We start from the raw sequence: 20,405 nt of genomic DNA, 5'->3' as shown, positions 1-20,405 counted from the left end.
GCTCATCGAGGGCCAGAACTCGCGGCCCTGGGATCCGGACTGCGAGCGCAGGTTTGCGGCGTAGCCACCGGAAGACCGGTGGCTACGGTCTGTTCGCCTCTGGGCTGTTCACGATCTCGACGCTATCACCGCGCTACCAGCGCATGTCCACGGCTTTCGTCGCGGTGCCGCGGCGAACAGGCATCCTCAGCCGAGTCCGTCGGAGTCCATCCAACGGACGACGCGTCCGACGCATTCGTCGATTGCTGCAGCGTCGGCGTCGTCGAGGAGGTACTTGACGATCTGCTCCATTGCGAACGTGCCGTACCACGTTCTGGCTCGGACGTAGGTTGCCGCGTCGACCGTCTTCGCGATCGTGGGCCAGCCGTGCCAATGGGCCAGGCAAGCGACGTCGATGGCGGGATCGAAGGGGTGGGCGAGGTCCCAGTCGAGTACACCGATGATGTCGCCGGCAGGGGACCAATGCATGTTCTCGCCGGTGAGATCGCCGTGGACGAGTCGGGGCGGGACAGGGTCGAGTGCCAGCACCGCGGCTATGCGCCGGACGGCGGAGTCACGTAGGCGGGGTGGGAGTCGTGGAACGGCCTCGGTGAGGATCAGCTCTTCCCATCGTTCCCTGCCGGCGTAGGCGTGGGGAACGTCGAGGAGATCGATCAGCGGCGCGAGGTCGACCGCGGCGAGCGCCTCGAGAACGTTGCGAAGGCTCGCGGGTTCACCGTTTCCGCGTGGTGCATAGCGGCCGGGGATCCACGACACCGCCACGGCAGTCCAACCGGACGTGGACACGACCGGGCTCAGTGGGATCGGTGTGGCGAACGGGAGCGCAGCTTTGGCCAGTGCCTCGAGCAGGGCCGTTCGGCGCGGAAGTGACTCGACTGCCGGTGCCGAGCGGGCGATCCGAACGGCTGCGACGTCAGGGATGAGAACGACGTCGTGGGAGCCGCTGGGTATGACGGTGGCGCGATCGAGGCTGGTGCTCGGCAACAGCGTCCCGACTATGCCGACCTCGCGATCTGTCGGCGGACGCGGGATCACCAACCGAGAGTAGATCAGTGATCTGCCCACGCAGTGGCTGCCGGCGCACGCGGAAGCACTCCTGGGTCCGTGCCCGGCCCCGAAGTACGCAAAGGGACGATGGCCGCGTGGAGAAGTACGAATTGGCGGCCGCGCTGTATGACGTCTCGCATCTCACGGGGAGATTCGTGCTGCGCTCCGGCAGGACGACATCGGAGTACTTCGACAAGTACCGCTTCGAGTCCGACCCGGCGCTGCTGGGCGCCATCGCCGAGCGCGCCGCCGGCGAGATGCCACCAGGAGTTGACGTCCTTGCAGGCTTGGAGCTCGGCGGGGTCCCCATCGCGACGGCGCTGTCTCTGCGGTCCGGCTTCCCGGTGGTCTTCGTGCGAAAGCAGGCGAAGACCTATGGCACCAGCAAACTCGCCGAGGGTGTGGACATCGCGGGTCGCAACGTGCTGGTTGTCGAGGACGTCATCACCTCAGGCGGCCAAGTGGCGCTGTCGACACTCGAGCTCCGCAAGCTGGGGGCTGTCGTGACCGACGTTCTCTGTGTCGTGGACCGGGAAGAAGGCGGAGTCGAGAGGCTGGCTGAGCACGGCCTGAAATTGCACGCCTTGTTCACAGCTGCCGAGCTGAAGGTCGCTGCCGCACTCCGAACCCTGCCCCACTGATCAGACCGGCGTTTTTCTTCTCGCCTCACTCGTCGCCGGGGCGTCCAGAAGCCGACGATGCGCGGCTGACCAGTTGCCGCAGAGCCTCGACGTGGCTGTCGAAGGCCGTGCGGCCTTGCGGGGTCAGGGTGACCAGGGTGCGGCGCCGGCGTCCGGCCCCTTCTTTGCGGACATCGGCGTACCCGGCCTCGGCGAGGGTCGAGACCTGTTTGGAGAGTGCGGAGTCGGTGAGATGGAGACTCTCTTTGAGGAAGCTGAACTCGGCCCACTCCGTTGCCGCGAGAAGCGCCATCAGACTCAGCCGGGTCGGCGGATGGATCAGTTCGTCGAAGCCGGGTGGTGTGGTCATGCAGTCGTCCGGTGCAGCAACACCCGGTACAGCGGTTGGGTGACCGCGATGAGGGCGACGACCAGCACGCCGAGAAGGGTGTAGCGAATCGGGATGTCGATCTGCTCGACCAGCCACATTCCGCCGAGGGTGAAGGTGCCGGCGCCGATCGCGAAGCCGCCGAGCACGGCCCAGAATCGACCGGTCAGTTGAGATTGGTGCATGAGCGCCTTGCTGCGCTTGCCGGCTTGGGTGAAGCAGGTCAGGGCGGCAACCAGGGCTACGCCCAAGAGGCTCAACTGCAGGGCCGGGGCCACGGGTAGATCCAATGCAGCGAACCCGGCGATCAACACGGCCATGCCGGCGGCGTCCCAGCCTCGGTGCCGACCGCGGGATGCGCCGTCGATGACCTGGTTGCGGCGCTTGGCGATCTCCGTGAGGCGGGCCTGGGCGTCCTCGGTGTCGTTCATGCTGTACCTCCACAGTTTGACTTGCCTAGAAGGAAAGTTAACACGTGACTTTCCTGCCGGGCAAGTCAAACTGAGCAGGCGAGACGCCGGCGACCGGCGCCTCTGCATTGCGGCCTGGTTCGGCTAGTGGGGAAGCTTCGCGGCGAGCACGTCCACCGGGCTGATGGTCGGCGGCACGCTGAACAGCTCTGATGCGCGGGCCACGATCGCGTCGCGGACCTTGCCCTGCAAGTGGGCCTCGCGGTCGTCCTCGGTCTCGAACGCGTCGAAGATCCGGAAGGACGTGGGTCCGGTGCGGAAGGCGAACCAGGCGAGCGTTCCCGGCTCGGCGTCCACCAACGTCTTGGCGTCGATGAGGAACTTGGCGACCTCGTCCTCTTTCCCCACCTGTGCTTCGAACTCGACGAAGAAACCGTATGCGGGCATGACGTCCTTCCGGGGTTTGCGTCCGTTCGGTCGAACGCTAGCTGGCTGGACCTGTGGCCAGTGCACAGATTCCGCCAATCTCGTCCCAGATCTCGCCAACCTCATTCGTCGCGGTGCGCGTCCCTCGGTGTCCGATCTGACGAGCTCGTCGTTCGTTCGGGACGGAATGTCTTCCGGTAGCCGGCGGCGGACGTTCCCACCTGTCTCTCGAAGTTGCGCCGGAGCGTCTCCGGCGAGCCGAAGCCCACCATCACCGCAATCTCCGAAACCCGGTATTCGGTTGTTTCCAGGAGAACCTTCGCCCGTTCGACGCGCTCCCTGATGATCCAATCGAAGACGCTCATCCCGGTGCTCTGCCGGAACTTCCGGACAAGACTGCGTTCGCTCATGTGCTCGTGGTCGGCGAGTTCGGCGAGCGTCAGCGGTTCATGGATGTGGTCGCGCAGCCAATGCAGGAACGTGTGGATCGGTGGTTCGTCGTCGAGACGGATGGAGTTCTTGATGAACTGCGCCTGGCCACCAGGTCGGTGTGGTGCGCTGACGAGGATGCGCCCGAGGTCGTTGGCATAGGCACGGCCGAGGTCCAGGTCGACGAGATGGAGAGCGAGATCGGTGGCGGAGAACATGCCGCCGGAGGTGTGCACCGGTCCGTCATCGACGTAGAGGTGCTCGGGCTCGAGGCGGACCAGCGGAAACTCCGTGCGGAACTCGGCGGAGAACAACCAGTGCGTCGTGGCCCGGCGCCTGTCGAGCACGCCTGCGCGACCGAGGATGAACGCGCCACCGCAGAACGAGACCATGCGCGCACCCGCGTCACAGGCCTCCTGAAGGCTCTTGAGGAGAACGTCGCTTCGCGGGCTCAGCGGATCCTCGATCCCGGGAATCATGACGGTGTCGGCCGACAGCACCGTCTCCAGGGGAGAAAGCTCGCCGAGATCGGCTCCGGACGGCAGGACGTACCGCTTCTCCTCACCGCACAGAATGACCTCGTACGGGCTGTCGTGGTCTCCGGTGACCGAGGTGATCGACGACATCCGCCGGCCGAAGATCTGTTGCGCGATGGCCACTTCGAGTGCCACGGAGTCGGGAACGACCAGCAGCGCAATGACGTGCTTGTCGCGCCCGAGCGAAGTGGGCGGAAGCTTCCTGGGATGCATCAGATCTCCAGCTCGGCTGAGTACAGGGCCAGTGGCGCCCTCACCATCGTGGCTCGATCTGTGCAGATCTGGCAAAGCCCGTCAGCGACCGGCTCGCCGGGAGCCGAATTGGGTGGAGCCGGGAACGAGCGGCGATCAGTATGGCTCGATGGCATCGGAGCTGGTGGAGCACTACGGCGTCGACTGCTTCGAGGACACGCGCTTGACCAGGTCGCCGCATGGACGGTTGGAGTTCCTCCGCACCCAGGAGCTGATACGGCGCCTGCTGCCGGGCGTCCGTTCACGGATTCTGGACATCGGCGGTGGAACCGGGGTCCACGCCGCGTGGCTGGCCGCGGACGGCCACGTCGTCCACGTCGTCGACCTGGTACCGCGTCACGTCGACGCAGCCGCAGCGCGCGATGGCGTCACGGCCGAGGTGGGTGACGCCCGGCAGCTCAGCGCCGGCGACGAGAGCGTTGACGTCGCGTTGCTCCTCGGCCCTCTGTATCACCTGGTCGAGCCCGCTGAACGCGCCTGCGCACTGGCCGAAGCGAGGCGTGTCCTGCGGCCCGGCGGCCTGTTGGTGGTCGCTGCTGTCAGCCGCTACATGTCCCTGCTGGAGGTCGGCAGCGAGGGCAGGTTGACCGCTGAGATGGAGCCGTCGGTCGCCTCCGTGATCGCGACCGGACGCTACGACGGGCATGCCGGTTTCGTCGACGCTCACTTCCACACAGCGGACGAGTTGCACGCCGAGATGACGGATGCCGGCGTGCGGGATGTCGCCGTCTTCGGCATCGAGGGGCCGGCGTGGCCGGCGCTCGACTCCGCCGGCCTGCAGGAGTTCGAGGCCAGGGTCGAAGCAGCACTGCGATGCGCCCGCATCGTCGAGCGGGATCCACTGTTGATCAACACCAGCGCTCATCTGCTCGGGGTGGGCCGCAAGTAGCGGAAGCACGCGCGGGCACGCCCCTAGGCACGTGCGGCCCGCAGCAACCGCAGCTGCCCGATCTCGGCGGTGTTCTTCGTCAGCTCGACGTTGACCCAGGCCACCATGTCCGCGACGGTGCGCTCCGGTTCGTCCGTCCACGGGAAGGGCGCGGCCTTGTCGAGGTCGGCGTCGCTGAACCCGTCGAGGACTGCCGACCATTCGGTGCGGAGGTAACGCAGCCACGCGATCGTCTTCTCGCCGTCGCCGGGCCAGCTGATCTCGGTGCGGTCCCGGGGGTAACGGCCACGCGCATGGTCGATCGTCACGGTCCACCACCAGCCGATGTGCCAGGTGATCCAGCCGATCGTGGGCACGGGGATCGGCTCGGGCTCGGTGTCCTCCCAGTCGGGCACCCACGACCCATCGGCGGTGGGTCGAACGGTCCAGCAGAGGGCAGCCGGCTCCCACAGGAAGTCCTCGCCCTCCAACCGGTCCAAGTGGTACTCCAGCAGCGACCACGTCAGGTCGAACTGTGACTGCAAAAGGTCAGAACGGGACACCGGCACCGGCCGATCCTGACAGGCGCGTCACAGTCGAGTCGCCGTTTTCCGCTGCACGGACGCTGGTCGATGCAGACGTGGAGCTGCTGCAGCAGGTCAGAGGGCGCCTCGGTGAAGGCCGCCGACCCGAGTGTGATCGTTCTCCTTCAGCCGGCGTGAGGGGCTCGGGCTGCGCCGTGGTCGAGAATCGCGGCATGTCCGCTGCGATCGACCTGATCACCGGGGAGCTCGACACGCCGTTCCTGGCCGTCGACCTCGACGTCATGGAGCGCAACCTCGCGAGCATGGCCGGGGCGGCGCGGGCGCGCGGTTTCGCGCTGCGTCCGCACGCGAAGACCCACAAGTGCCTCGAGATCGCCCGCCGTCAGGTCGAGCACGGCGCGGCCGGTCTGACGGTTGCCACCGTGGGCGAGGCGGAGATCTTCGCCTCGGGCGGCTTCACGGACCTGTTCATCGCCTACCCGATCTGGGCGGCGGGCGGGCGGGGCAACCGGCTGCGGGCCCTGGCCGAGCGCGCCTCGCTGCGGGTCGGCATCGACTCCGAGGAGGGCGCGCAGGCCCTCGCAAAGGCCGTGGCCGGCGCAGATGTGGAAGCCCTCGTCGAGATCGACAGCGGCCACCATCGCAGCGGCGTACGACCCGGGCAGGCGGCGGAGGTGGCCACAGCCGCCGCACGCGCGGGGCTGCGGGTGGTGGGGATCTTCACCTTTCCCGGCCACGGCTACGGCCCCGGACGGCGCGGGCAGGCAGCCGTCGACGAGGCCGGCGCGCTGACCGAGGCGAGGGCGTCGATGCGGAAAGCCGGTCTGGAGGTGGAGGTGTCGAGCGGCGGCTCGACCCCGACCGCTGCGCTCTCCGACGCCGGGGCGCTCACCGAGATCCGGCCCGGCGTGTACGTCTTCAACGACTCGCAACAGGCGGAGCTGGGCAGCTGCGACTGGGCCGACATCGCCCTGACGGCGATCAGCACGGTGGTGAGCAGCTCGGGCCGCCGGGTCGTACTCGACGCGGGCAGCAAGATTCTCGGCGCCGACCAGCCCGCCTGGGCGACCGGCGGTGGCAGGCTCCCCGACCACCCGGACGCCCGTGTCGTCGCCCTGTCCGAGCACCACGCGACCGTCGTCCTCCCGGAGGACGGCGTGTCGCTGCGCCCCGGCGACGTCGTGCGGGTGGCACCCAACCACGTATGTGCGGCCGTCAACCTGGCGGACGAGCTGATAGTTCTGGCGAACGGCGCGCAACAAGACCGCTGGCAGGTCGCCGCGAGAGGGGCGAACGCCTGACCCTGCGCGACATGGACACCCCTCGCCGTTCGGCAGCCGTTTTTTCCGCGTCATGTGTCCATATCGCGCGGAGGACCATCGTGCGATCCCACGATCCCGCTACGGTGACGGCGATGCTTGAGGACTACCGCGCCGGCGTCGGCATCGACCGTGCGGACGACGAGGCCGACCCCGTGAGGCAGCGTGTCACCTGCCCGCTCCTCGTCCTGTCGTCCAACCTGGCCGACCGTGGCGCAGTCCACGATCGACTTCTGCGACCACATCGCGGAGGAAGCACCGGACGAGCCGGTCGTAGTCCTCATCACATTCCTGAGAGTTCGATGAGGGCCGGCGAGGCGTTTCCGGACACATGCGGAGGACGGCTTGTCCGGGTACCTGCCTAGAGTCGGGATCATGGGTGGTGTTCGCGGCCGCATCGTCGGCTTCCTGGCCCGTCGGCGCTTCGGTCGCAGACGTGCGGCCGGTGCGCCCGACGCGCTGCTGTCGCTTCTGCCCGACTCTGCGTTGGTGCCGCTGCAACGCACGGGGCTCGATCCCGTCGCCGCGCTGGGCAACCTGCGCGAGCACGAACCCGTCAGCCGGCTCCGGCTGCCGTTCGGGCTCCGCGCATGGGTGGTCACCGGCTACGAGGAGACCCGCGCGGTGCTGGGAGCGGGAAGCGCATTCAGCAACGACTTCACCAACCTCGTCGGCACCGTGGGCATCACAGCCGACCAGAATCCCGGCGGGCTCGGATTCACCGACCCACCTGCCCACACCCGCCTGCGCCGGATGCTCACCCCTGAGTTCACCGGCCACCGGCTACGTCGGCTCGCGCCCCGGATCGAGGCCATCGTCGCCGGCCAGCTCGACGAGATGGCCTCGCTCGCCGAGGCGAACGGCGCCGTCGATCTCCTGCAGACCTTCGCACTCCCCATCCCCTCGCTGACGATCTGCGAGCTACTGGGCGTCCCCTACTCCGACCGCGCCGAATTCCAGCGGCTCAGCACCACCCGTTTCGACCTCCTCGGCGGGGTCACCGGTTCGCTCGGCGCGATCTCGGAGTCGATGGAGTACCTGCTCCGCATCGTGGAGAAGCAACGGGTCGAGCCTGGTGACGGCCTGCTCGGCATGCTCGTGCGGGAGCACGGCGACGACATCTCCGACCACGAGCTCGCAGGCCTCGCCGACGGGTTGCTCACCGGAGGGCTCGAGACCACGGCCAGCATGCTCGCGCTGGGCACCATCGTCCTGCTGCAGCACTCCGAGAGCCGCCGCGCCGTACGCGACGACGACGCCGCGATCGAACCGTTCGTCGAGGAGCTGCTGCGCTATCTCACCGTCGTCCAGGTCGCGTTTCCGCGGTTCGCCCGGGAGGAGACGACGATCGGCGGCCAGACCATCGCCAAGGGCGACATCGTCCTCTGCTCGCTGAGCGGAGCCAACCGCGACGGCGACGGCCTCGACGACTTCCACCCCGGGCGCCCCAGCCGCCCACACCTCGCCTTCGGCTACGGCCTCCACCGCTGCATCGGCGCCGAGCTCGCCCGCATGGAGCTGCGCACGGCCTACCCGGCCCTCATCCGCCGATTCCCGGATATCCGGCTCGCCACCGACCCGGCCGACCTGTCCTACCGCAAGCTGTCCTTCGTGTTCGGGGTCGACGCCCTCCCCGTCACGCTGCACTGAAGGGGATCAGGCGAGGAGGGCGACATATCGGTCGAGATCGACGTTGCCGCCGCTCACGATCACACCCACCCGCTGGCCGGACAGCTCAGAGGCGAGCCTGCGCACCGCGGCGAAGGCCAGGCAGCCGGTCGGCTCCACCACGATCTTGAGGGTCGTGGCGAACACCCGCATCGCGTCGACCAACTCGTCGTCCGTCGCGGTGTAGATGTCGTCCACCTCGCGCCGGATGACGTCGAAGGTCAGCTCACCGAGATGCTGGGTCTGGGCGCCGTCGGCGATGGTGACGGGCGTGTCGATATGGACGATCGATCCGGTACGAAACGATCGCAACCCGTCGTCACCCGCCTCCGGCTCCACGCCGTAGATCCGGCATGCCGGCGACAGCGCGCGCGTGGCCAGCGCCGCACCCGAGAGCAGACCGCCGCCACCGAGGCAGACGAACAGCGAGTCGAGCTCGCCAACCTCCTCGATCAACTCCTTCGTGGCGGTCCCCTGCCCGGCGATGACGTCGGCGTGGTCGTAGGGCGGGATGAGCGTCATGCCCTTCCCGGTGGCCAGCGCCCTGCCGAGCTCCTCGCGGTCCTGGCTGTAGCGGTCGTACTCGACGATGGTCGCGCCGTACCCGCGCGTGGCGGCGAGCTTGCTCGCCGGGGCATCGTGCGGCATGACGATCGTCGCCGGTATACCGAGGATGTTGGCGGACAGCGCGATCGCCTGCGCGTGGTTGCCGGACGAGAACGTGATCACACCCGCGCGCCGCTGCTCGTCGTCGAACCGGGACAGTGCGTTGAACGCGCCCCGGAACTTGAACGCGCCCATCCGCTGGAAGTTCTCGCACTTGAAGAACACGGACGCGCCGATCTCCGCGTCCACCCTGCGGGAGGTCAGCACCGGCGTCCGGTGTGCGTGGCCATGGATCCGCTCGGCGGCGGCCTCGACGTCGGCGTAGGTGGGTGGTGTCGGCATCGTGCTCCTGTCCTCGGTGCGTCTCTCGCATCGTGAACGACGCGCGCTCCGTCGTTGTGAGCGGCCCGGGTTACGAGCCGGCTTCTCCCTTCCTCGGCCGCACCGAGACCGGGATGAGAGGACGTTCATCCCGGTCTCACCTGATGCCTCCGGATGCCTTCATAGCGTCCTGATCAGCGGATTTCCCCGCTGGAACCCGGACGAGAGGCCCGATCGCCATGAACATCATCGCTCGACGAATCCTCCTCGCGGCTGTCGCTGCGGGCACGGTCACGCTGGTGGGCGCCGCACCCGCCGTCGCCTCGCCGCAGCCCGTGCCGGCCCCCGCCGCCGTCATGTCCGCCCAGAACGACGACGACGGCCCCGGCGACGACGACGGCCGGGGTGACGACGACGGCCGCGCTCCGGCCGGCGGTGTGCAGACCGGTACCGGTGGGCTGCTCGCCCCGTCCGACGACGACGATGACGACGGCAGGGCCCCCTCTGGCGGCGTGTCTGCGGGCGCCGGTGGCACGGCCGGTGGTGTCGACCTCGCCGTCCCGCTCGGCGCGGCCGGTGTGATCGCGCTCGCCGGCGGGACGGCGCTGGTCCGCGGCGGGTTCCGTGCGGACCGCACGGACTGACCGGACCTGCCATGCGCACCGGTATTCGTCCCAGTGCCCTGACCGCCGCCGCGCTGGCCACCGCCGCACTCCTGGCCACTGGCTGCGGGACCGCCCGCGAGACTGCAGCCCCGGTCGTCGCCCCGGCAATGACCGTGACCGCGGCCGCCGAGCCCGAGCAGGTCGCGGATCCCGTCCGGGTTCGCATTCCGCGGATCGGAGTGGACGCAGCGGTCCGTGCGCTCGAGCTCGACCCGCACGGGGTGCTGCCACCGCCTCCGACGAACCACGACACCGGCTGGTGGCGTGCGGGCCCTGAGCCCGGCGAGGCGGGTCCTGCCGTGGTCGTCGGTCACGTCGACTCGCGGGAGGGACCCGCGGTGTTCTTCCGGCTCCGCGACCTCGACCCCGGCGACCGGATCGCGGTGGACCGGGCGGACGGCACCACCGCGGAGTTCACGGTCGGCCGGACCGAGCGGTACGGGAAGAACTCCTTCCCGACCGCCGAGGTCTACGGCGACACCCCGAACGCTCAACTCCGGCTCATCACCTGCGGAGGGGCGTTCGACCGCAGGTCGGGGCACTACCTCGACAACGTGGTTGTGTACGCCGACCGGATCGGCTGAGCAGAATCCAGCAAACGACCGACGCCGGGTCCACCTCGAAGGGTGGACCCGGCGTCGCCCGTCGTCATGGCTTACCGATGGACGGACCTACGGCCGTACATGCCCGAGACGAGGAAGACCCCGAGAGCGGCCACGACGACCTGGAGGATCAGCTCTCCGATGTGGAAGCCCGATCCGGTCGCGAACCCCACGGCGCCTGCGATGAACGAGCCGATGAAGGCGGCGACGATACCGATGATGATCGTCAGCCAGATCGGGATCGGCTGCTTACCCGGCACGACCAGTCGACCCAGAGCGCCGATGATGAGGCCGACGATGATCGCAGTGATGATGCCCGTGACGGTCACGGTTCCTCCAGCTAAGCCCGGGGGCCGCTCTTGACGACCCGTTTCGGGAGGCTTCCCGATCACTTCGGGAACCAAGCGTGATCGACACAACGCGGGCGCTCTTTGCGCTGATCGGGCTAACGCTCACCACCGAAGGATGTGCACCGCCGACCACCGGATGGCCTGATGACGACCGCCGCAGCGTTCGCCGGACGTCGCCACACCTGGATTGGGATGAGCGGCTGGCCCGTCTGGTCACCTGGTCCGGACGAAGAGACCCCGCGCTCGCCTTTTTCAGGAGCCTAGGTGCGGCTCTGGGCTCAAGAAGCCACGTTCACCAGTGTTCATTCCGCGGGGTCACGGCCGATTTGTCCGGCGATGGGCCGGGCGTGTTCAGCAGCGGCCTACTGGTGACGACAGTGGGCCCCCCACAACTCCAGCAGGCCGGGTCGGGATCGAGGTCGCGACCCTCAACTTCGCACGTCGGGCAGTGGTAGGCCGACACCCTCTGCTCCGTCGAAGGGCGACGGCTCGGTACGACGACGGTCGGGACAGGCGCCTCGCCCACGATGGTGGCCATGTTGTTCTGGCGAGCCGGTCCGATCGTGCCCAGATCAGCGGAACCGATGAGCAGCACGTCGCCCACCCCCCAGCGCAGCGTCCCGAGCCGGTCCCGGTGGAGGGCGCTGACCGGAACTGGCTGCGTCAGTTCGTGGCGAAGGGCGAGCTGAGCCGCCGTGGCGGACACCGCATTCGACGGCCTCGGCTCGTCGTACCCGTAGGTGATCTGCTGGAGCCGCACTTGGTGCTCCGGGCGGTAGCCGATCGGGGCGAGCGCCGTCGGCACCTGAGTGGCGCGCAATACGTCGCCGGTGACACTCCCTGTGGAGAATCGGCGGGACGGTTCACCCCGGGACGCACCGAGGACCACCATGCCGGCGTCGAGTTCGGCGACCAGCGCAAGGATCCCTTCGGCCGGTGAGCGCGCTGTGCGGGTCATGTACACCGCGTTCACGTCGTCCCCGAGGAACGCCTTGGCCTCGCCGAGCCCCTTCGCCGCGGACCTCCACAGGGACTCTGCGTACTCGGCGCCCCTCACTGCGGTGTGCGGGCTGCTCCCCATCTCGGGGATGATCGTGCAGACGGTCAATATCACGTCCGGGGAGGAGAACAGGCGGGCCGCCGCGAGTGCCGCTCGCCCACCGTTGTCCGGCGAGTACGCCACTACGTAGTTCATGTCGTTGCGACCGGCTCGTCCCGCGGAGTCGGTTGTGTCGCCTGGCGTGTCGATGCCTTCTTCCATGACCCATTTCTCCGTTTTCCACACCTGCGGCGCCCGGGCGTCAATAGATGCGTGGATCGCCGATGCTGATGCTCGGCCGACCGCTTCGCGCGGTATGTGAGTGCCGGCGTGCAATACGTAGCGGTTGGTGCAACTCCAGCCATCGTCGCGCCAGTGTCCGGTGCGAGGCATCGCAGCCAGCAGGTTCCAATATCTTGATGCCTACGGGGTCCGCGCATGCCTGCTAGCAGGAATGCATCAGAGCCTTATCACGACGATCAGCCCAGGCGAACACATAAGGACACGTTAAGGGTGTCAGGAGGTGCTCACCCCGGCGAACAAGGTGTGGTGGGCCGCATGCCAGGAGTCCTCGTCCGGTGCGCACAGCAGGCCGCCTGACATACGGCCGACGCGGAAGGGGGCGCCGTCGAAATGGGCGCTGAAGCCGCCCGCCTCCCGGTGCAACAGCCAGCCCGCCGCGTGGTCCCACGGCATCAAGCGGTTGTAGGAGAGGAGGTGGCAGTGCCCGGCCGCAGCCATCCGGTACTCGTGGCCGGCGCAACGGAACCACGTGTAGCTGCCCAGTTCGGACAGGTTGGCCGTGACCACGCTCCTCATCGATTCCGGCAGGAACTGCGTGCCCGCCACTGCTGCCATCTCGTTCACGGGCGCCGGATCGGCGACTCGTAACCGCGCGCCGGCGGTGCCGTCACGGCGGATCCACGCGCCCCCGCCATCGGTCGCGATCGCCGAGGTACGGGTGACCGGGTCGTGGATGACGCCCGCGACGATCCGGCCTCGCTCGACGACTGCCGCCATCACGGCGAACAACGGGAGGCCGGCCACGAAGTTCTTCGTCCCGTCGAGGGGGTCGAGCACGAATGCGAGGTCGGCCTCATCGAGAGCTCCCACAATGCCCGGATCGTTGGCCGCGGCTTCCTCCCCGATCACGGTCGCTCGAGGGTACTCGTGACGAACCGCCTCCGTGATCGCCTTCTCTGCAGCCCAATCTGCCGTCGAGACAATGTCGAAGGCTGACGTCTTGGTGACGACATCAGTAGTGGAAAGGCGTCCGAATCGAGGCATTATCTCCGCGGCGGCGACACTGCTCAATACGTCGTCGACGAACTCGACATCCATGCCTCCAGGCTACTGTGCGGTCCTGGTTCGCGGCGCAAGACTCGATTCATACACTTCGGCGAACGGTATTCGGGAGACGCATTTCGGGGCCCAGAGCCACCCTGCCCGCCATCGCAGCCCGGGGACCCAGTGCTGGGTCCGGCCCACGTGCTCGACCAGCATCTGTGGGGCTCCTATAGCGTGCCTCGAACCGCGTGACCGGAGGAGTCGATGCTGGGATGACGGCAGGGCGACCGATGCCTACGCAGGACGACGTGCTCGGGTACTTCGACACGCTGTCGAACTGGGGACGGTGGGGCGACGACGACGAGCTCGGCACGCTGAACCACATCACCGACGACGTTCGGCTGGCGGCGTCGCGGGCCGTGCGCCACGGCAGGAGCGTGTCGTGCGCATGGGAGATCGCCGTGCCGGGGGAGATGGAGCGGTCGACGACGACGTGCCCGTGCGCCGCCGACATGCCGGGCGCCGAGAACATGCCGGTGCCCGCATTCCACGCCGACCGGCGCTGGGGCTTCTCGTCCGAGCGGCTCGGCATCACGTTCCACGGCAACACCGTCACCCACGTCGACTCCCCGTGCCACCTCTTCTGGGACGGCACGATGTACAACGGGCGCTCGCACTCGCTGGTCGACCCCGCAACGGGATCAGCGTGGGCGGCCGTCACGGCGGCGGCGAACGGGATCATCACGCGTGGTGTCCTGTTGGACATCGCGAGGGTCCGTGATGTGCCGTGGTTGGAACCGGGGCAGGGTGTGTTTCCCGACGATCTCGAGGAGGCCGAGCGTCGCCAGGGTGTGCGGGTGCGGCCCGGCGATGCGGTACTGCTGCGGACCGGCTACGGCCGCGGCCGGCACGAAGCCGGTGCGGCCGGCGGTTTCACCCAGGCCGGCTGGCACGCGTCCTGCCTGCCGTGGCTGCACGAACGGGAGGTCGCGCTGATCGGCGCCGACACCCCCCAGGACGTTCAGCCATCGGGGTACGAGGACGTGTTGATGCCGGTCCACGCCGTGAGCCTCGTCGCGATGGGTCTGTGGCTGCTCGACAACTGCGACCTGGAGGTGTGCGCGACAACGGCCGCCGAGCTCGGCCAGTGGGACTTCCACCTCGCAGTTGCGCCGGTCCGCTTCGCCGGTACGTCCGGCAGCCCGGTCAACCCGATCGCCACATTCTGACCGACGGGTCATGAGGGGTGCGATGCGATAAAGGACCCGGCCCGCGGCTGGAACGCGGTCGGGAGGCGACCCATCGCCGCACACGCCGACGGTCGGCGCGGAGGCCGCCCGGGCGGCCCGGCAACAGCGGCCGGCGATCCCAGCCGCCGCTACCGCACGTCGCGAACCTGACTCCATCAGATCGCAGTGCTTCCAACGAAAGCAGCCCGTCCGCGTGGCGCTACTCGGCGTTGAGTACCTCGCGCAGCCGCGCCGCGAACGCGTCGGGCCGGCCGGCACCGTCGAGGAAGCCGAGGTGGTGGCTGGGAAACGTCGTCGCTTCCTGGCCCAGCACCCGTGCGGCCGCGCGGGCGGTGCGGGCCGTGTAGACCTCGCCGGTTTCCTCGCCCACCGCGATCACCACACGGGTCGGTGCCGCGGACAGCGCGGCGATGTCAGGGTGGTAGTCGGTGATGGCCACGGCACGTCCGGACAGCAGCGGGTGATCGCGCGAGCCGGCCGGCGCCCAGATCGCCGCCGCGCACGGGACGATGTGGATGTCACAGCGCTCTGACCTGCGGCGGACTCTCCGCACGGAGCTCGGATTCACTTCGGCGGCCCGCGCTCGCGGTCGGACCGCTCTCCCCGAACGAATCGACAGTCGCTGCGCCTGGAGGGCCGCCCTGGGCTAGCGCAGCCATCGCAGAGCTGCGTCAGCGCAGTCCTCGGGGGTGCTGTTGAAGGCGATGGCTGCGGCGGGTGCATGCTGCCGGACCAGGTTGATCACCTTCTCGAAGAGTTCGAGCAGCGGCTCGTGACTGCGGATCCCGCCCCCGATCACCACGCAGCCGTAGTCTCTGCTGGTCAGCGCCTCGACGATCGCCTCTTCGGGGTTCTCGTCGAGCGCCACCAGGCACCAGTCGGCCTCGAAATCATGATCATCGAAGCGGGCCCGTCCGCGTGCTATCGCTGCCTGGACCGGCTTCGGGTCCCAGCCCTGGATCTTGGCGGGATCGAGCCCGACCACCAGTACTCGTGCCGCTGTCACGCGTCCTCCTTGACGTTCCCATGCCAACGCGGTGGTTGACGGTAATGCCGTCGACCGACAGGAGACGTCGATTGAGCCGCCGTGCCTCGCCGCTCGGAAGCGAAGAGGGATGGGCGTTCGCGCTTGATGCGCCATCCCAGCGTTGTGGACGCCGGCGCCGGTCGGTCGCAATCAACACCGCGCCGTCCGTCCGGGGGACCGCGCGCTGCGGGACGCGGCCCGGACTGGTTGTGGTCAGGCCCGTGTCGGGCGAGCCAACGACAGCCCGTGATTGCCACCGAACGCCATCGCAACTGCCACTGGCAATCCCGGCTCCGCCTGGCGGCAACGCCCGCTCGCCGACCGCGGCATAGCGTCGATCTGCGGTCCGGAAGATCGAACGCAGCGAGACCTGGGCGGTCCGCGCGAAGACGAAAACGCAGCTCGAACGTGCCCTCGACTGGTCGGACGGGATCGTCGACCACATCCTCGCCGGGACCGCCAATCGCGATGGGCAGCGGTGCCAGCCGTCCGTACCGCGCGCGGCACTTCCTCTCGAACCTACTTTTCCAGGAAGGACTGCAGCATGGCCGTCACTTCCTGCGGCTTCTCCTCGGTCACCCAGTGCCCCGAACCCTCGAGGACCTGGCCGTCGACGTTCTCGGCGTAGTTACGCCATTGGTCGGCGATACCGCCACCGAACGACGCCTGGCCGCCGATCGCCAGGATGGGCATCTTCAGTTTGCCTTCGGCCGCGAACTTCGCGTTCCGCTGGACGTCTTCGCGGAGCTGGCGATAAATGCGCATCCAGGCTGTCGTGCGGCCGGGCTCCTTCAGGTAATGGGCGTAGAAGTCGTAGTCAGCCGAGCTGAAAGCGGGCTTGTTGGCCAGATACTCGCCGATGAAGCCTCGGACGAAGGGGCCCTCGTGACCGGCGATGAGCTGCTCGGCGAGAGGCAGCTGGAACATGCCGAAATGCCACGCCGACGGGGTTTGCGGGTTGGCCTCCAGGGCCGGGTAGCTGTATATGGTTTCGTCCGGGATGGGGGCTTCCATCACGGCCATGCGGCGCACCTCTGACGGCCACTGGGCCGCGTAGGCGTAGGCGACCCACAGGCCGATGTCGTGGCCGACGACCTGGACGCCGTTGTTCAGCTTCAGCTGCGTCAACAGTTGATGCACGTCGTCGGCCATCTGTGCGGTCTGGTAGCCGCTCTCGGTGACCTCGGAGTCGCCGGCGCCGCGCAGGTCGACGGCGATCACAGTGTGGGTCTCGGAAAGTGGGCCCATCTGCTGCCGCCACTCAGTCCATGTCTGAGGGAACCCGTGGATCAGCACTACCGGTGAGCCTTTACCACCTTGCATATAGTGCATGCGGAAGCCGTTTACCACCGCGTACTCGGACTGAAAACCGGGGGGAGGTTCAGCTTGTGGCCACTGTTCCGCGGCGCCAGGACTATCACCCCGTGCTGCGCAGCTCACGGTGACGGAGACCGTCAGTATCGCCACCAACGCGGTGATGAGAACGATGAGTCTGCTGGTTTTCCGTACTCGACCATCCATGGTTCACCTCCCTGAGGTCGATCTCTGCTTCTCCGGAGCGAGCACGCAGCCGGGTGCCGCCGAAGACGGCGACGAGCAACAGGATCGATAATTCCACCGAACTATTGCGACGATGATCTTCTCTGGCGCCATGAGCTCGTCACGCGAAGGAGCATGCATCGCTCGTGAGTCCCGATCGTTCCGCGATCGAGCCGCCTTGTGCGCTTGCGCCAGGACAGACAGTTCGCGATCTGCGGCCGTTTGGATGAGACCGGGCCCACTCTTTCCGCGATTGGTGAGACTGCGCCACCCGCAGCCATCGTGTCATCAGGGCCTGCGGGCATCTCCTCTACCGGGTAGCGGGAAGGTGCGCTGGGTGTCAGCGGGAAGGCGGGCCCCCGGCAAGGTCGCGATGAGTGGGCGGCGACCAGCGGTGACATGCGGGTGGAGGTACGGGTGCGGGCATGGACCCGACGTGATCATGAAGTGTCGAGGGCATCGATGCGGCGCGGCGTTGCCGGTCAGTCGGGGGCTGCTGTGGAAGCCGCCGACGACGGGTAGCGAACGGGTCAGTTGAGCACCGGGGCACCACCGGCGGAGCTGATTGCCACCAAAAACTGCAACCACAACGCAACGGCCGGGCTGCCCTGGTGGGCGGCCCGGCCGTTTTCGCTGCTCAGAGAGCGGAGGATGCGGGATTCGAACCCGCGAGGGCGTGAACCCAACACGCTTTCGAAGTCTGCGTGCTGGCGTCCGCGGTCGTGCGGCGCCAGCCGCGCTGCAGCTCAGGGCGGCCGACTGACCTGTGCCGTACGAGCCCGTACCGAGCTGAACGAGACTGGAACTGAGACTGCGACCAGTCCGGATGCGCTTGCTGACCAGCCGCGTGACCAGCAATCCTCCGCGGCGGACGGCGCGGCCCCGCGTCGGCGCTCACGACGCCGTCGGAACCGACCGCAGTCGGTCGTGCGTGCGCGGTCAGGCTGGCCGCCGCGCAGCAAGCAGTACCTGCGGGCGCAGCGACGGCGGCTGCACCGGCAGCCTCAGCTCGGCGACTTCGAGACCGGCGTCGACCAGCATTCCGACCAGCTCCTCGGGGCGGTACAAGTGGGTCGTCCAGGACACCGGCAGGCCGCCGTACCCCTCCGTGCGGGCGATATCGCCGTCGCCGACGTGCGTGCCGACCAGCGCCTGACCGCCAGGGACGAGCGCGTCGGCGAACGTCCGCAGCACGCCGGGCAGCGCCTCCCGCGGGAGGTTGAACAGCGACCACCAGCCGAGCACGCCGCCGAGTGAGGCCGGCGCGAGGTCGAGGTCGGTCGCCGAGGCGACGGAGAACCGCAGGGCGGGGTACCCCCGTCGAGCGTGCTCGATCATCCGTGGCGACAGGTCGACGCCCGAGGTGTGCAGACCCAGGCCGGTGAGGTGGGCGGTGACGATGCCGGGGCCGCAGCCAACGTCGAGGACCGGACCGAGCCCACGGACGGACTCGGCGAACGCGGCGAGCACGGCCCGAAGCCACGGCTCCGCCTCCAGCCGGCCTACCCCCATCTCGACGTAGGCGTCGGCCACCCGGTCGTAGGACTCACGGACCGTCTCTAGGTCGGAGAGTTGCTGCACGAGGGCACCCTACGCACGCTGCGTAGTCGACTCGCCACGCCCGCCGCCGCTGGGCGGTAACAGAGAATTAACGACGACGCCCGGACGTCCACGTGAGCGGGCATCCGGGCGTTTGCGCTGTTAGCGCTAGCGGAGGATGCGGGATTCGAGCCCGCGAGGGCGTGAACCCAAAACGCTTTCCAAGTCTGCACTGCAGCGTTCATGGGCGGCCAATCCTGGTTGGGCCGGCGGCCATCCAGCCGGAGCGGTCCAGGCCGAACACCCCCGGACGCCACTGAACGAGACTGAAACTGAGACTGCTCCGTCGTGATCCTCATGCTCCTTCGAGGGTCTCGCGCGTCCACATGGTGTCCGCTGCCGACGGATTTACAGAGCGCTGTCATATCGGCTCTGACCTGCGGCGAAAGGCCGCTCCCATGGTCTGCGTCCGTGCATAGTCCGCGCGGGTCGTTCTTGCCCCTCACGCCGGGTCCTGGTGGAGATCACCACCCTGCCGCGCTCCCCTGATCTCCGAAGCGGCGTCGGGTGCGGGCAGAGGCCGCTTTGCTCGTCGGTCCGCTGCGCCAGACTGCTGTTCGTGGATCAGCGTGCCCGCTTCCTCGCCTTCGTCCAGCGGAACTCGATCAATGCGGCGATCCTCGACCGCGGGCCGGCGCTCGGTGTCCCGGACTGGTGGCTGACTGCCGGGGCGGTGTTCCAGACCGTATGGAACGTCCTGGACAGCCGTAGCCCCGTCGCCGGGATAGCCGACTACGACTTCTTCTACTACGACGCCTCCGACTTGTCCTACGAGGCCGAAGACGTGGTGATCCGCAGGGCCGCCGCGCTGTTCGCTGACCTCGGGGTGACGGTGGAGGTCCGCAACGAAGCGCGCGTCCACCTCTGGTACGAGGCCCGCTTCGGTGTCCCGGGAGTGCAGTTCACCAGCTCAACAGACGCGATCGACCACTTCGCGTCGACGACGTGCTGCTTCGGCGTATCTCGGACGCCAGGGGGTGCGCTGGTCGACTACGCGCCCCACGGGTACGCAGACCTGTTCGCGATGCGAGTGCGTCCGAATCCACGGTTGGCACCGCGCGCGGTCTATGAGGCGAAGGCTCGGCGGTGGCAGCAGGAATGGCCGAGCCTGGTCGTGGATCCCTGGCCCGACTCCGTGGGAGTGGCCGGGTAGCCGGACGCGCCGGCCACGACCGGGCCGGAGGTAGAGGGAGTGGGCCGGGCGCGGCATCGAGGACGAGCTGGCCGGCCGCATCGGGGGCTGACGGACCGACAACTGACACTGGAACTGAGACTGAACGACAACGCCCGGACGACCACGTCAACGGTCGTCCGGGCGTTTGCGCTGGTAGCGCTGGCGGAGGATGCGGGATTCGAACCCGCGAGGGCGTGAACCCAACACGCTTTCCAAGCGTGCGCCATAGGCCACTAGGCGAATCCTCCGTGTCGAAGCATAGCCGGGTCGCTCGCGCCGCCGACGTCGGCACTACACTCCTCCACGGACCCCGCGCGGCGTCCATCCTGTGAACTCCCCCAGGGCCGGAAGGCAGCAAGGGTCAACGGGCTCTGTCGGGTGCGCGGGGTCCCCTCATGTCCGCATGCGGCTTCCCCCGCGGCCCCCTGTCGGTGCCGG

22 protein-coding genes, 1 tRNA gene and 1 other RNA gene are annotated in these 20,405 nt (G+C 68.3%); 9 read left to right on the top strand and 15 right to left on the bottom strand.

The genetic code is table 11. The annotated features are described in order from the left end of the window. Window positions 1–186: 186 nt before the first annotated feature. Window positions 187–1,035 (bottom strand): aminoglycoside phosphotransferase family protein, encoded by an 849-nt coding sequence (locus ABD743_RS31810; protein WP_344726356.1) that lies wholly within the window; start codon window positions 1,033–1,035, stop codon window positions 187–189. A gap of 107 nt (window positions 1,036–1,142) precedes the next feature. Between ABD743_RS31810 and pyrE the strand changes: the two genes are divergently transcribed. Next, complete coding sequence (pyrE, locus tag ABD743_RS31805; protein WP_344726354.1) at window positions 1,143–1,688, top strand: orotate phosphoribosyltransferase; 546 nt, start codon at window positions 1,143–1,145, stop codon at window positions 1,686–1,688. Window positions 1,689–1,713: 25 nt separating this feature from the next. Here pyrE and ABD743_RS31800 read toward each other — a convergent pair whose 3' ends face one another. The 4 genes from ABD743_RS31800 to ABD743_RS31785 form a co-directional block, all read right to left on the bottom strand. Further along, the gene (locus tag ABD743_RS31800) at window positions 1,714–2,037 is read right to left on the bottom strand and encodes a winged helix-turn-helix domain-containing protein (protein WP_344726352.1); all 324 of its coding nucleotides are present in this window, start codon (window positions 2,035–2,037) and stop codon (window positions 1,714–1,716) included. Then, window positions 2,034–2,486: a hypothetical protein gene (locus ABD743_RS31795; protein WP_344726351.1), complete on the bottom strand. Its 453-nt coding sequence runs from the start codon at window positions 2,484–2,486 to the stop codon at window positions 2,034–2,036. Before ABD743_RS31795 ends, ABD743_RS31800 begins: the two co-directional genes overlap by 4 nt. 123 nt (window positions 2,487–2,609) lie before the next feature. Beyond that, the gene (locus ABD743_RS31790; protein WP_344726349.1) at window positions 2,610–2,912 is read right to left on the bottom strand and encodes a putative quinol monooxygenase; all 303 of its coding nucleotides are present in this window, start codon (window positions 2,910–2,912) and stop codon (window positions 2,610–2,612) included. A 101-nt stretch (window positions 2,913–3,013) separates the two neighbouring features. After that, on the bottom strand, window positions 3,014–4,069 hold the full coding sequence (locus ABD743_RS31785; protein WP_344726347.1) for a GlxA family transcriptional regulator: 1,056 nt from the start codon (window positions 4,067–4,069) through the stop codon (window positions 3,014–3,016). A gap of 148 nt (window positions 4,070–4,217) precedes the next feature. On the opposite strand from ABD743_RS31785, the gene ABD743_RS31780 reads away from it, so the two are divergent. Beyond that, on the top strand, window positions 4,218–4,997 hold the full coding sequence (locus ABD743_RS31780) for a class I SAM-dependent methyltransferase (protein WP_344726345.1): 780 nt from the start codon (window positions 4,218–4,220) through the stop codon (window positions 4,995–4,997). Window positions 4,998–5,020: 23 nt separating this feature from the next. Here ABD743_RS31780 and ABD743_RS31775 read toward each other — a convergent pair whose 3' ends face one another. Beyond that, the gene (locus ABD743_RS31775) at window positions 5,021–5,539 is read right to left on the bottom strand and encodes a DinB family protein (RefSeq protein WP_417715931.1); all 519 of its coding nucleotides are present in this window, start codon (window positions 5,537–5,539) and stop codon (window positions 5,021–5,023) included. Window positions 5,540–5,733: 194 nt separating this feature from the next. On the opposite strand from ABD743_RS31775, the gene ABD743_RS31770 reads away from it, so the two are divergent. After that, window positions 5,734–6,822: an alanine racemase gene (locus ABD743_RS31770; RefSeq protein WP_344726341.1), complete on the top strand. Its 1,089-nt coding sequence runs from the start codon at window positions 5,734–5,736 to the stop codon at window positions 6,820–6,822. A 393-nt stretch (window positions 6,823–7,215) separates the two neighbouring features. Continuing rightward, on the top strand, window positions 7,216–8,490 hold the full coding sequence (locus tag ABD743_RS31765; protein WP_344726339.1) for a cytochrome P450: 1,275 nt from the start codon (window positions 7,216–7,218) through the stop codon (window positions 8,488–8,490). A gap of 6 nt (window positions 8,491–8,496) precedes the next feature. On the opposite strand, the gene ABD743_RS31760 is transcribed toward ABD743_RS31765, so the two are convergent. Further along, entirely contained in the window at window positions 8,497–9,456 is a 960-nt protein-coding gene (locus tag ABD743_RS31760) for a threo-3-hydroxy-L-aspartate ammonia-lyase (RefSeq protein WP_344726337.1), read from the bottom strand. 218 nt (window positions 9,457–9,674) lie between these two features. Between ABD743_RS31760 and ABD743_RS31755 the strand changes: the two genes are divergently transcribed. Then, window positions 9,675–10,079, top strand: coding sequence for a hypothetical protein (locus ABD743_RS31755; protein WP_344726335.1), 405 nt, complete (start codon window positions 9,675–9,677; stop codon window positions 10,077–10,079). An 11-nt stretch (window positions 10,080–10,090) separates the two neighbouring features. Further along, window positions 10,091–10,684: a class F sortase gene (locus ABD743_RS31750; RefSeq protein ID WP_344726333.1), complete on the top strand. Its 594-nt coding sequence runs from the start codon at window positions 10,091–10,093 to the stop codon at window positions 10,682–10,684. A 71-nt stretch (window positions 10,685–10,755) separates the two neighbouring features. Here the strand turns inward: ABD743_RS31750 and ABD743_RS31745 are convergent, their stop codons facing one another. The 3 genes from ABD743_RS31745 to ABD743_RS31735 form a co-directional block, all read right to left on the bottom strand. Continuing rightward, window positions 10,756–11,031, bottom strand: a complete 276-nt coding sequence (locus ABD743_RS31745) for a GlsB/YeaQ/YmgE family stress response membrane protein (protein WP_344726331.1) — start codon at window positions 11,029–11,031, stop codon at window positions 10,756–10,758. Between the two features lie 313 nt (window positions 11,032–11,344). Further along, window positions 11,345–12,313: a universal stress protein gene (locus ABD743_RS31740; protein WP_344726329.1), complete on the bottom strand. Its 969-nt coding sequence runs from the start codon at window positions 12,311–12,313 to the stop codon at window positions 11,345–11,347. Between the two features lie 294 nt (window positions 12,314–12,607). Continuing rightward, complete coding sequence (locus ABD743_RS31735) at window positions 12,608–13,432, bottom strand: inositol monophosphatase family protein (protein ID WP_344726327.1); 825 nt, start codon at window positions 13,430–13,432, stop codon at window positions 12,608–12,610. Window positions 13,433–13,668: 236 nt separating this feature from the next. Between ABD743_RS31735 and ABD743_RS31730 the strand changes: the two genes are divergently transcribed. Continuing rightward, the gene (locus ABD743_RS31730; RefSeq protein WP_344726325.1) at window positions 13,669–14,607 is read left to right on the top strand and encodes a cyclase family protein; all 939 of its coding nucleotides are present in this window, start codon (window positions 13,669–13,671) and stop codon (window positions 14,605–14,607) included. A 220-nt stretch (window positions 14,608–14,827) separates the two neighbouring features. Here ABD743_RS31730 and ABD743_RS31725 read toward each other — a convergent pair whose 3' ends face one another. From ABD743_RS31725 to ABD743_RS31710, 4 genes are all read right to left on the bottom strand, one after another. Then, the gene (locus ABD743_RS31725) at window positions 14,828–15,067 is read right to left on the bottom strand and encodes a hypothetical protein (RefSeq protein ID WP_344726323.1); all 240 of its coding nucleotides are present in this window, start codon (window positions 15,065–15,067) and stop codon (window positions 14,828–14,830) included. Between the two features lie 207 nt (window positions 15,068–15,274). Then, window positions 15,275–15,634, bottom strand: coding sequence for a hypothetical protein (locus ABD743_RS31720; protein ID WP_344726321.1), 360 nt, complete (start codon window positions 15,632–15,634; stop codon window positions 15,275–15,277). A gap of 540 nt (window positions 15,635–16,174) precedes the next feature. Then, window positions 16,175–16,978 (bottom strand): alpha/beta fold hydrolase, encoded by an 804-nt coding sequence (locus ABD743_RS31715; protein WP_344726484.1) that lies wholly within the window; start codon window positions 16,976–16,978, stop codon window positions 16,175–16,177. A gap of 1,155 nt (window positions 16,979–18,133) precedes the next feature. Beyond that, entirely contained in the window at window positions 18,134–18,775 is a 642-nt protein-coding gene (locus ABD743_RS31710; protein WP_344726319.1) for a methyltransferase domain-containing protein, read from the bottom strand. A gap of 577 nt (window positions 18,776–19,352) precedes the next feature. Between ABD743_RS31710 and ABD743_RS31705 the strand changes: the two genes are divergently transcribed. Continuing rightward, the gene (locus tag ABD743_RS31705) at window positions 19,353–19,946 is read left to right on the top strand and encodes a nucleotidyltransferase family protein (protein WP_344726317.1); all 594 of its coding nucleotides are present in this window, start codon (window positions 19,353–19,355) and stop codon (window positions 19,944–19,946) included. 181 nt (window positions 19,947–20,127) lie between these two features. Here the strand turns inward: ABD743_RS31705 and ABD743_RS31700 are convergent. Further along, window positions 20,128–20,215 (bottom strand) — tRNA-Ser (locus ABD743_RS31700). 54 nt (window positions 20,216–20,269) lie between these two features. Here ABD743_RS31700 and ffs point away from each other — a divergent pair. Next, window positions 20,270–20,364: signal recognition particle sRNA small type (gene ffs, locus ABD743_RS31695), an RNA gene on the top strand. Window positions 20,365–20,405: the final 41 nt, after the last annotated feature.

The organism is Pseudonocardia yunnanensis (assembly GCF_039534065.1).
Taxonomy (GTDB): Bacteria; Actinomycetota; Actinomycetes; order Mycobacteriales; family Pseudonocardiaceae; genus Pseudonocardia; species Pseudonocardia yunnanensis.
Note: the sequence above shows the minus strand (reverse complement) of the source record. Positions and strands in the feature narration are given on the sequence as shown.

Bases quoted from the DNA above. Each gene is read 5' to 3' on its own strand.
- ABD743_RS31800 (WP_344726352.1), bottom strand. From the start codon at position 2,037: ATGACCACACCACCCGGCTTCGACGAACTGATCCATCCGCCGACCCGG.
- ABD743_RS31735 (WP_344726327.1), bottom strand. From the start codon at position 13,432: ATGGATGTCGAGTTCGTCGACGACGTATTGAGCAGTGTCGCCGCCGCG.
- ABD743_RS31755 (WP_344726335.1), top strand. From the start codon at position 9,675: ATGAACATCATCGCTCGACGAATCCTCCTCGCGGCTGTCGCTGCGGGC.
- ABD743_RS31750 (WP_344726333.1), top strand. From the start codon at position 10,091: ATGCGCACCGGTATTCGTCCCAGTGCCCTGACCGCCGCCGCGCTGGCC.
- ABD743_RS31770 (WP_344726341.1), top strand. From the start codon at position 5,734: ATGTCCGCTGCGATCGACCTGATCACCGGGGAGCTCGACACGCCGTTC.
- ABD743_RS31760 (WP_344726337.1), bottom strand. From the start codon at position 9,456: ATGCCGACACCACCCACCTACGCCGACGTCGAGGCCGCCGCCGAGCGG.
- ABD743_RS31765 (WP_344726339.1), top strand. From the start codon at position 7,216: ATGGGTGGTGTTCGCGGCCGCATCGTCGGCTTCCTGGCCCGTCGGCGC.
- ABD743_RS31715 (WP_344726484.1), bottom strand. From the start codon at position 16,978: ATGCAAGGTGGTAAAGGCTCACCGGTAGTGCTGATCCACGGGTTCCCT.
- ABD743_RS31780 (WP_344726345.1), top strand. From the start codon at position 4,218: ATGGCATCGGAGCTGGTGGAGCACTACGGCGTCGACTGCTTCGAGGAC.
- ABD743_RS31730 (WP_344726325.1), top strand. From the start codon at position 13,669: ATGCCTACGCAGGACGACGTGCTCGGGTACTTCGACACGCTGTCGAAC.
- ABD743_RS31790 (WP_344726349.1), bottom strand. From the start codon at position 2,912: ATGCCCGCATACGGTTTCTTCGTCGAGTTCGAAGCACAGGTGGGGAAA.
- ABD743_RS31785 (WP_344726347.1), bottom strand. From the start codon at position 4,069: ATGCATCCCAGGAAGCTTCCGCCCACTTCGCTCGGGCGCGACAAGCAC.
- ABD743_RS31740 (WP_344726329.1), bottom strand. From the start codon at position 12,313: ATGGAAGAAGGCATCGACACGCCAGGCGACACAACCGACTCCGCGGGA.
- ABD743_RS31795 (WP_344726351.1), bottom strand. From the start codon at position 2,486: ATGAACGACACCGAGGACGCCCAGGCCCGCCTCACGGAGATCGCCAAG.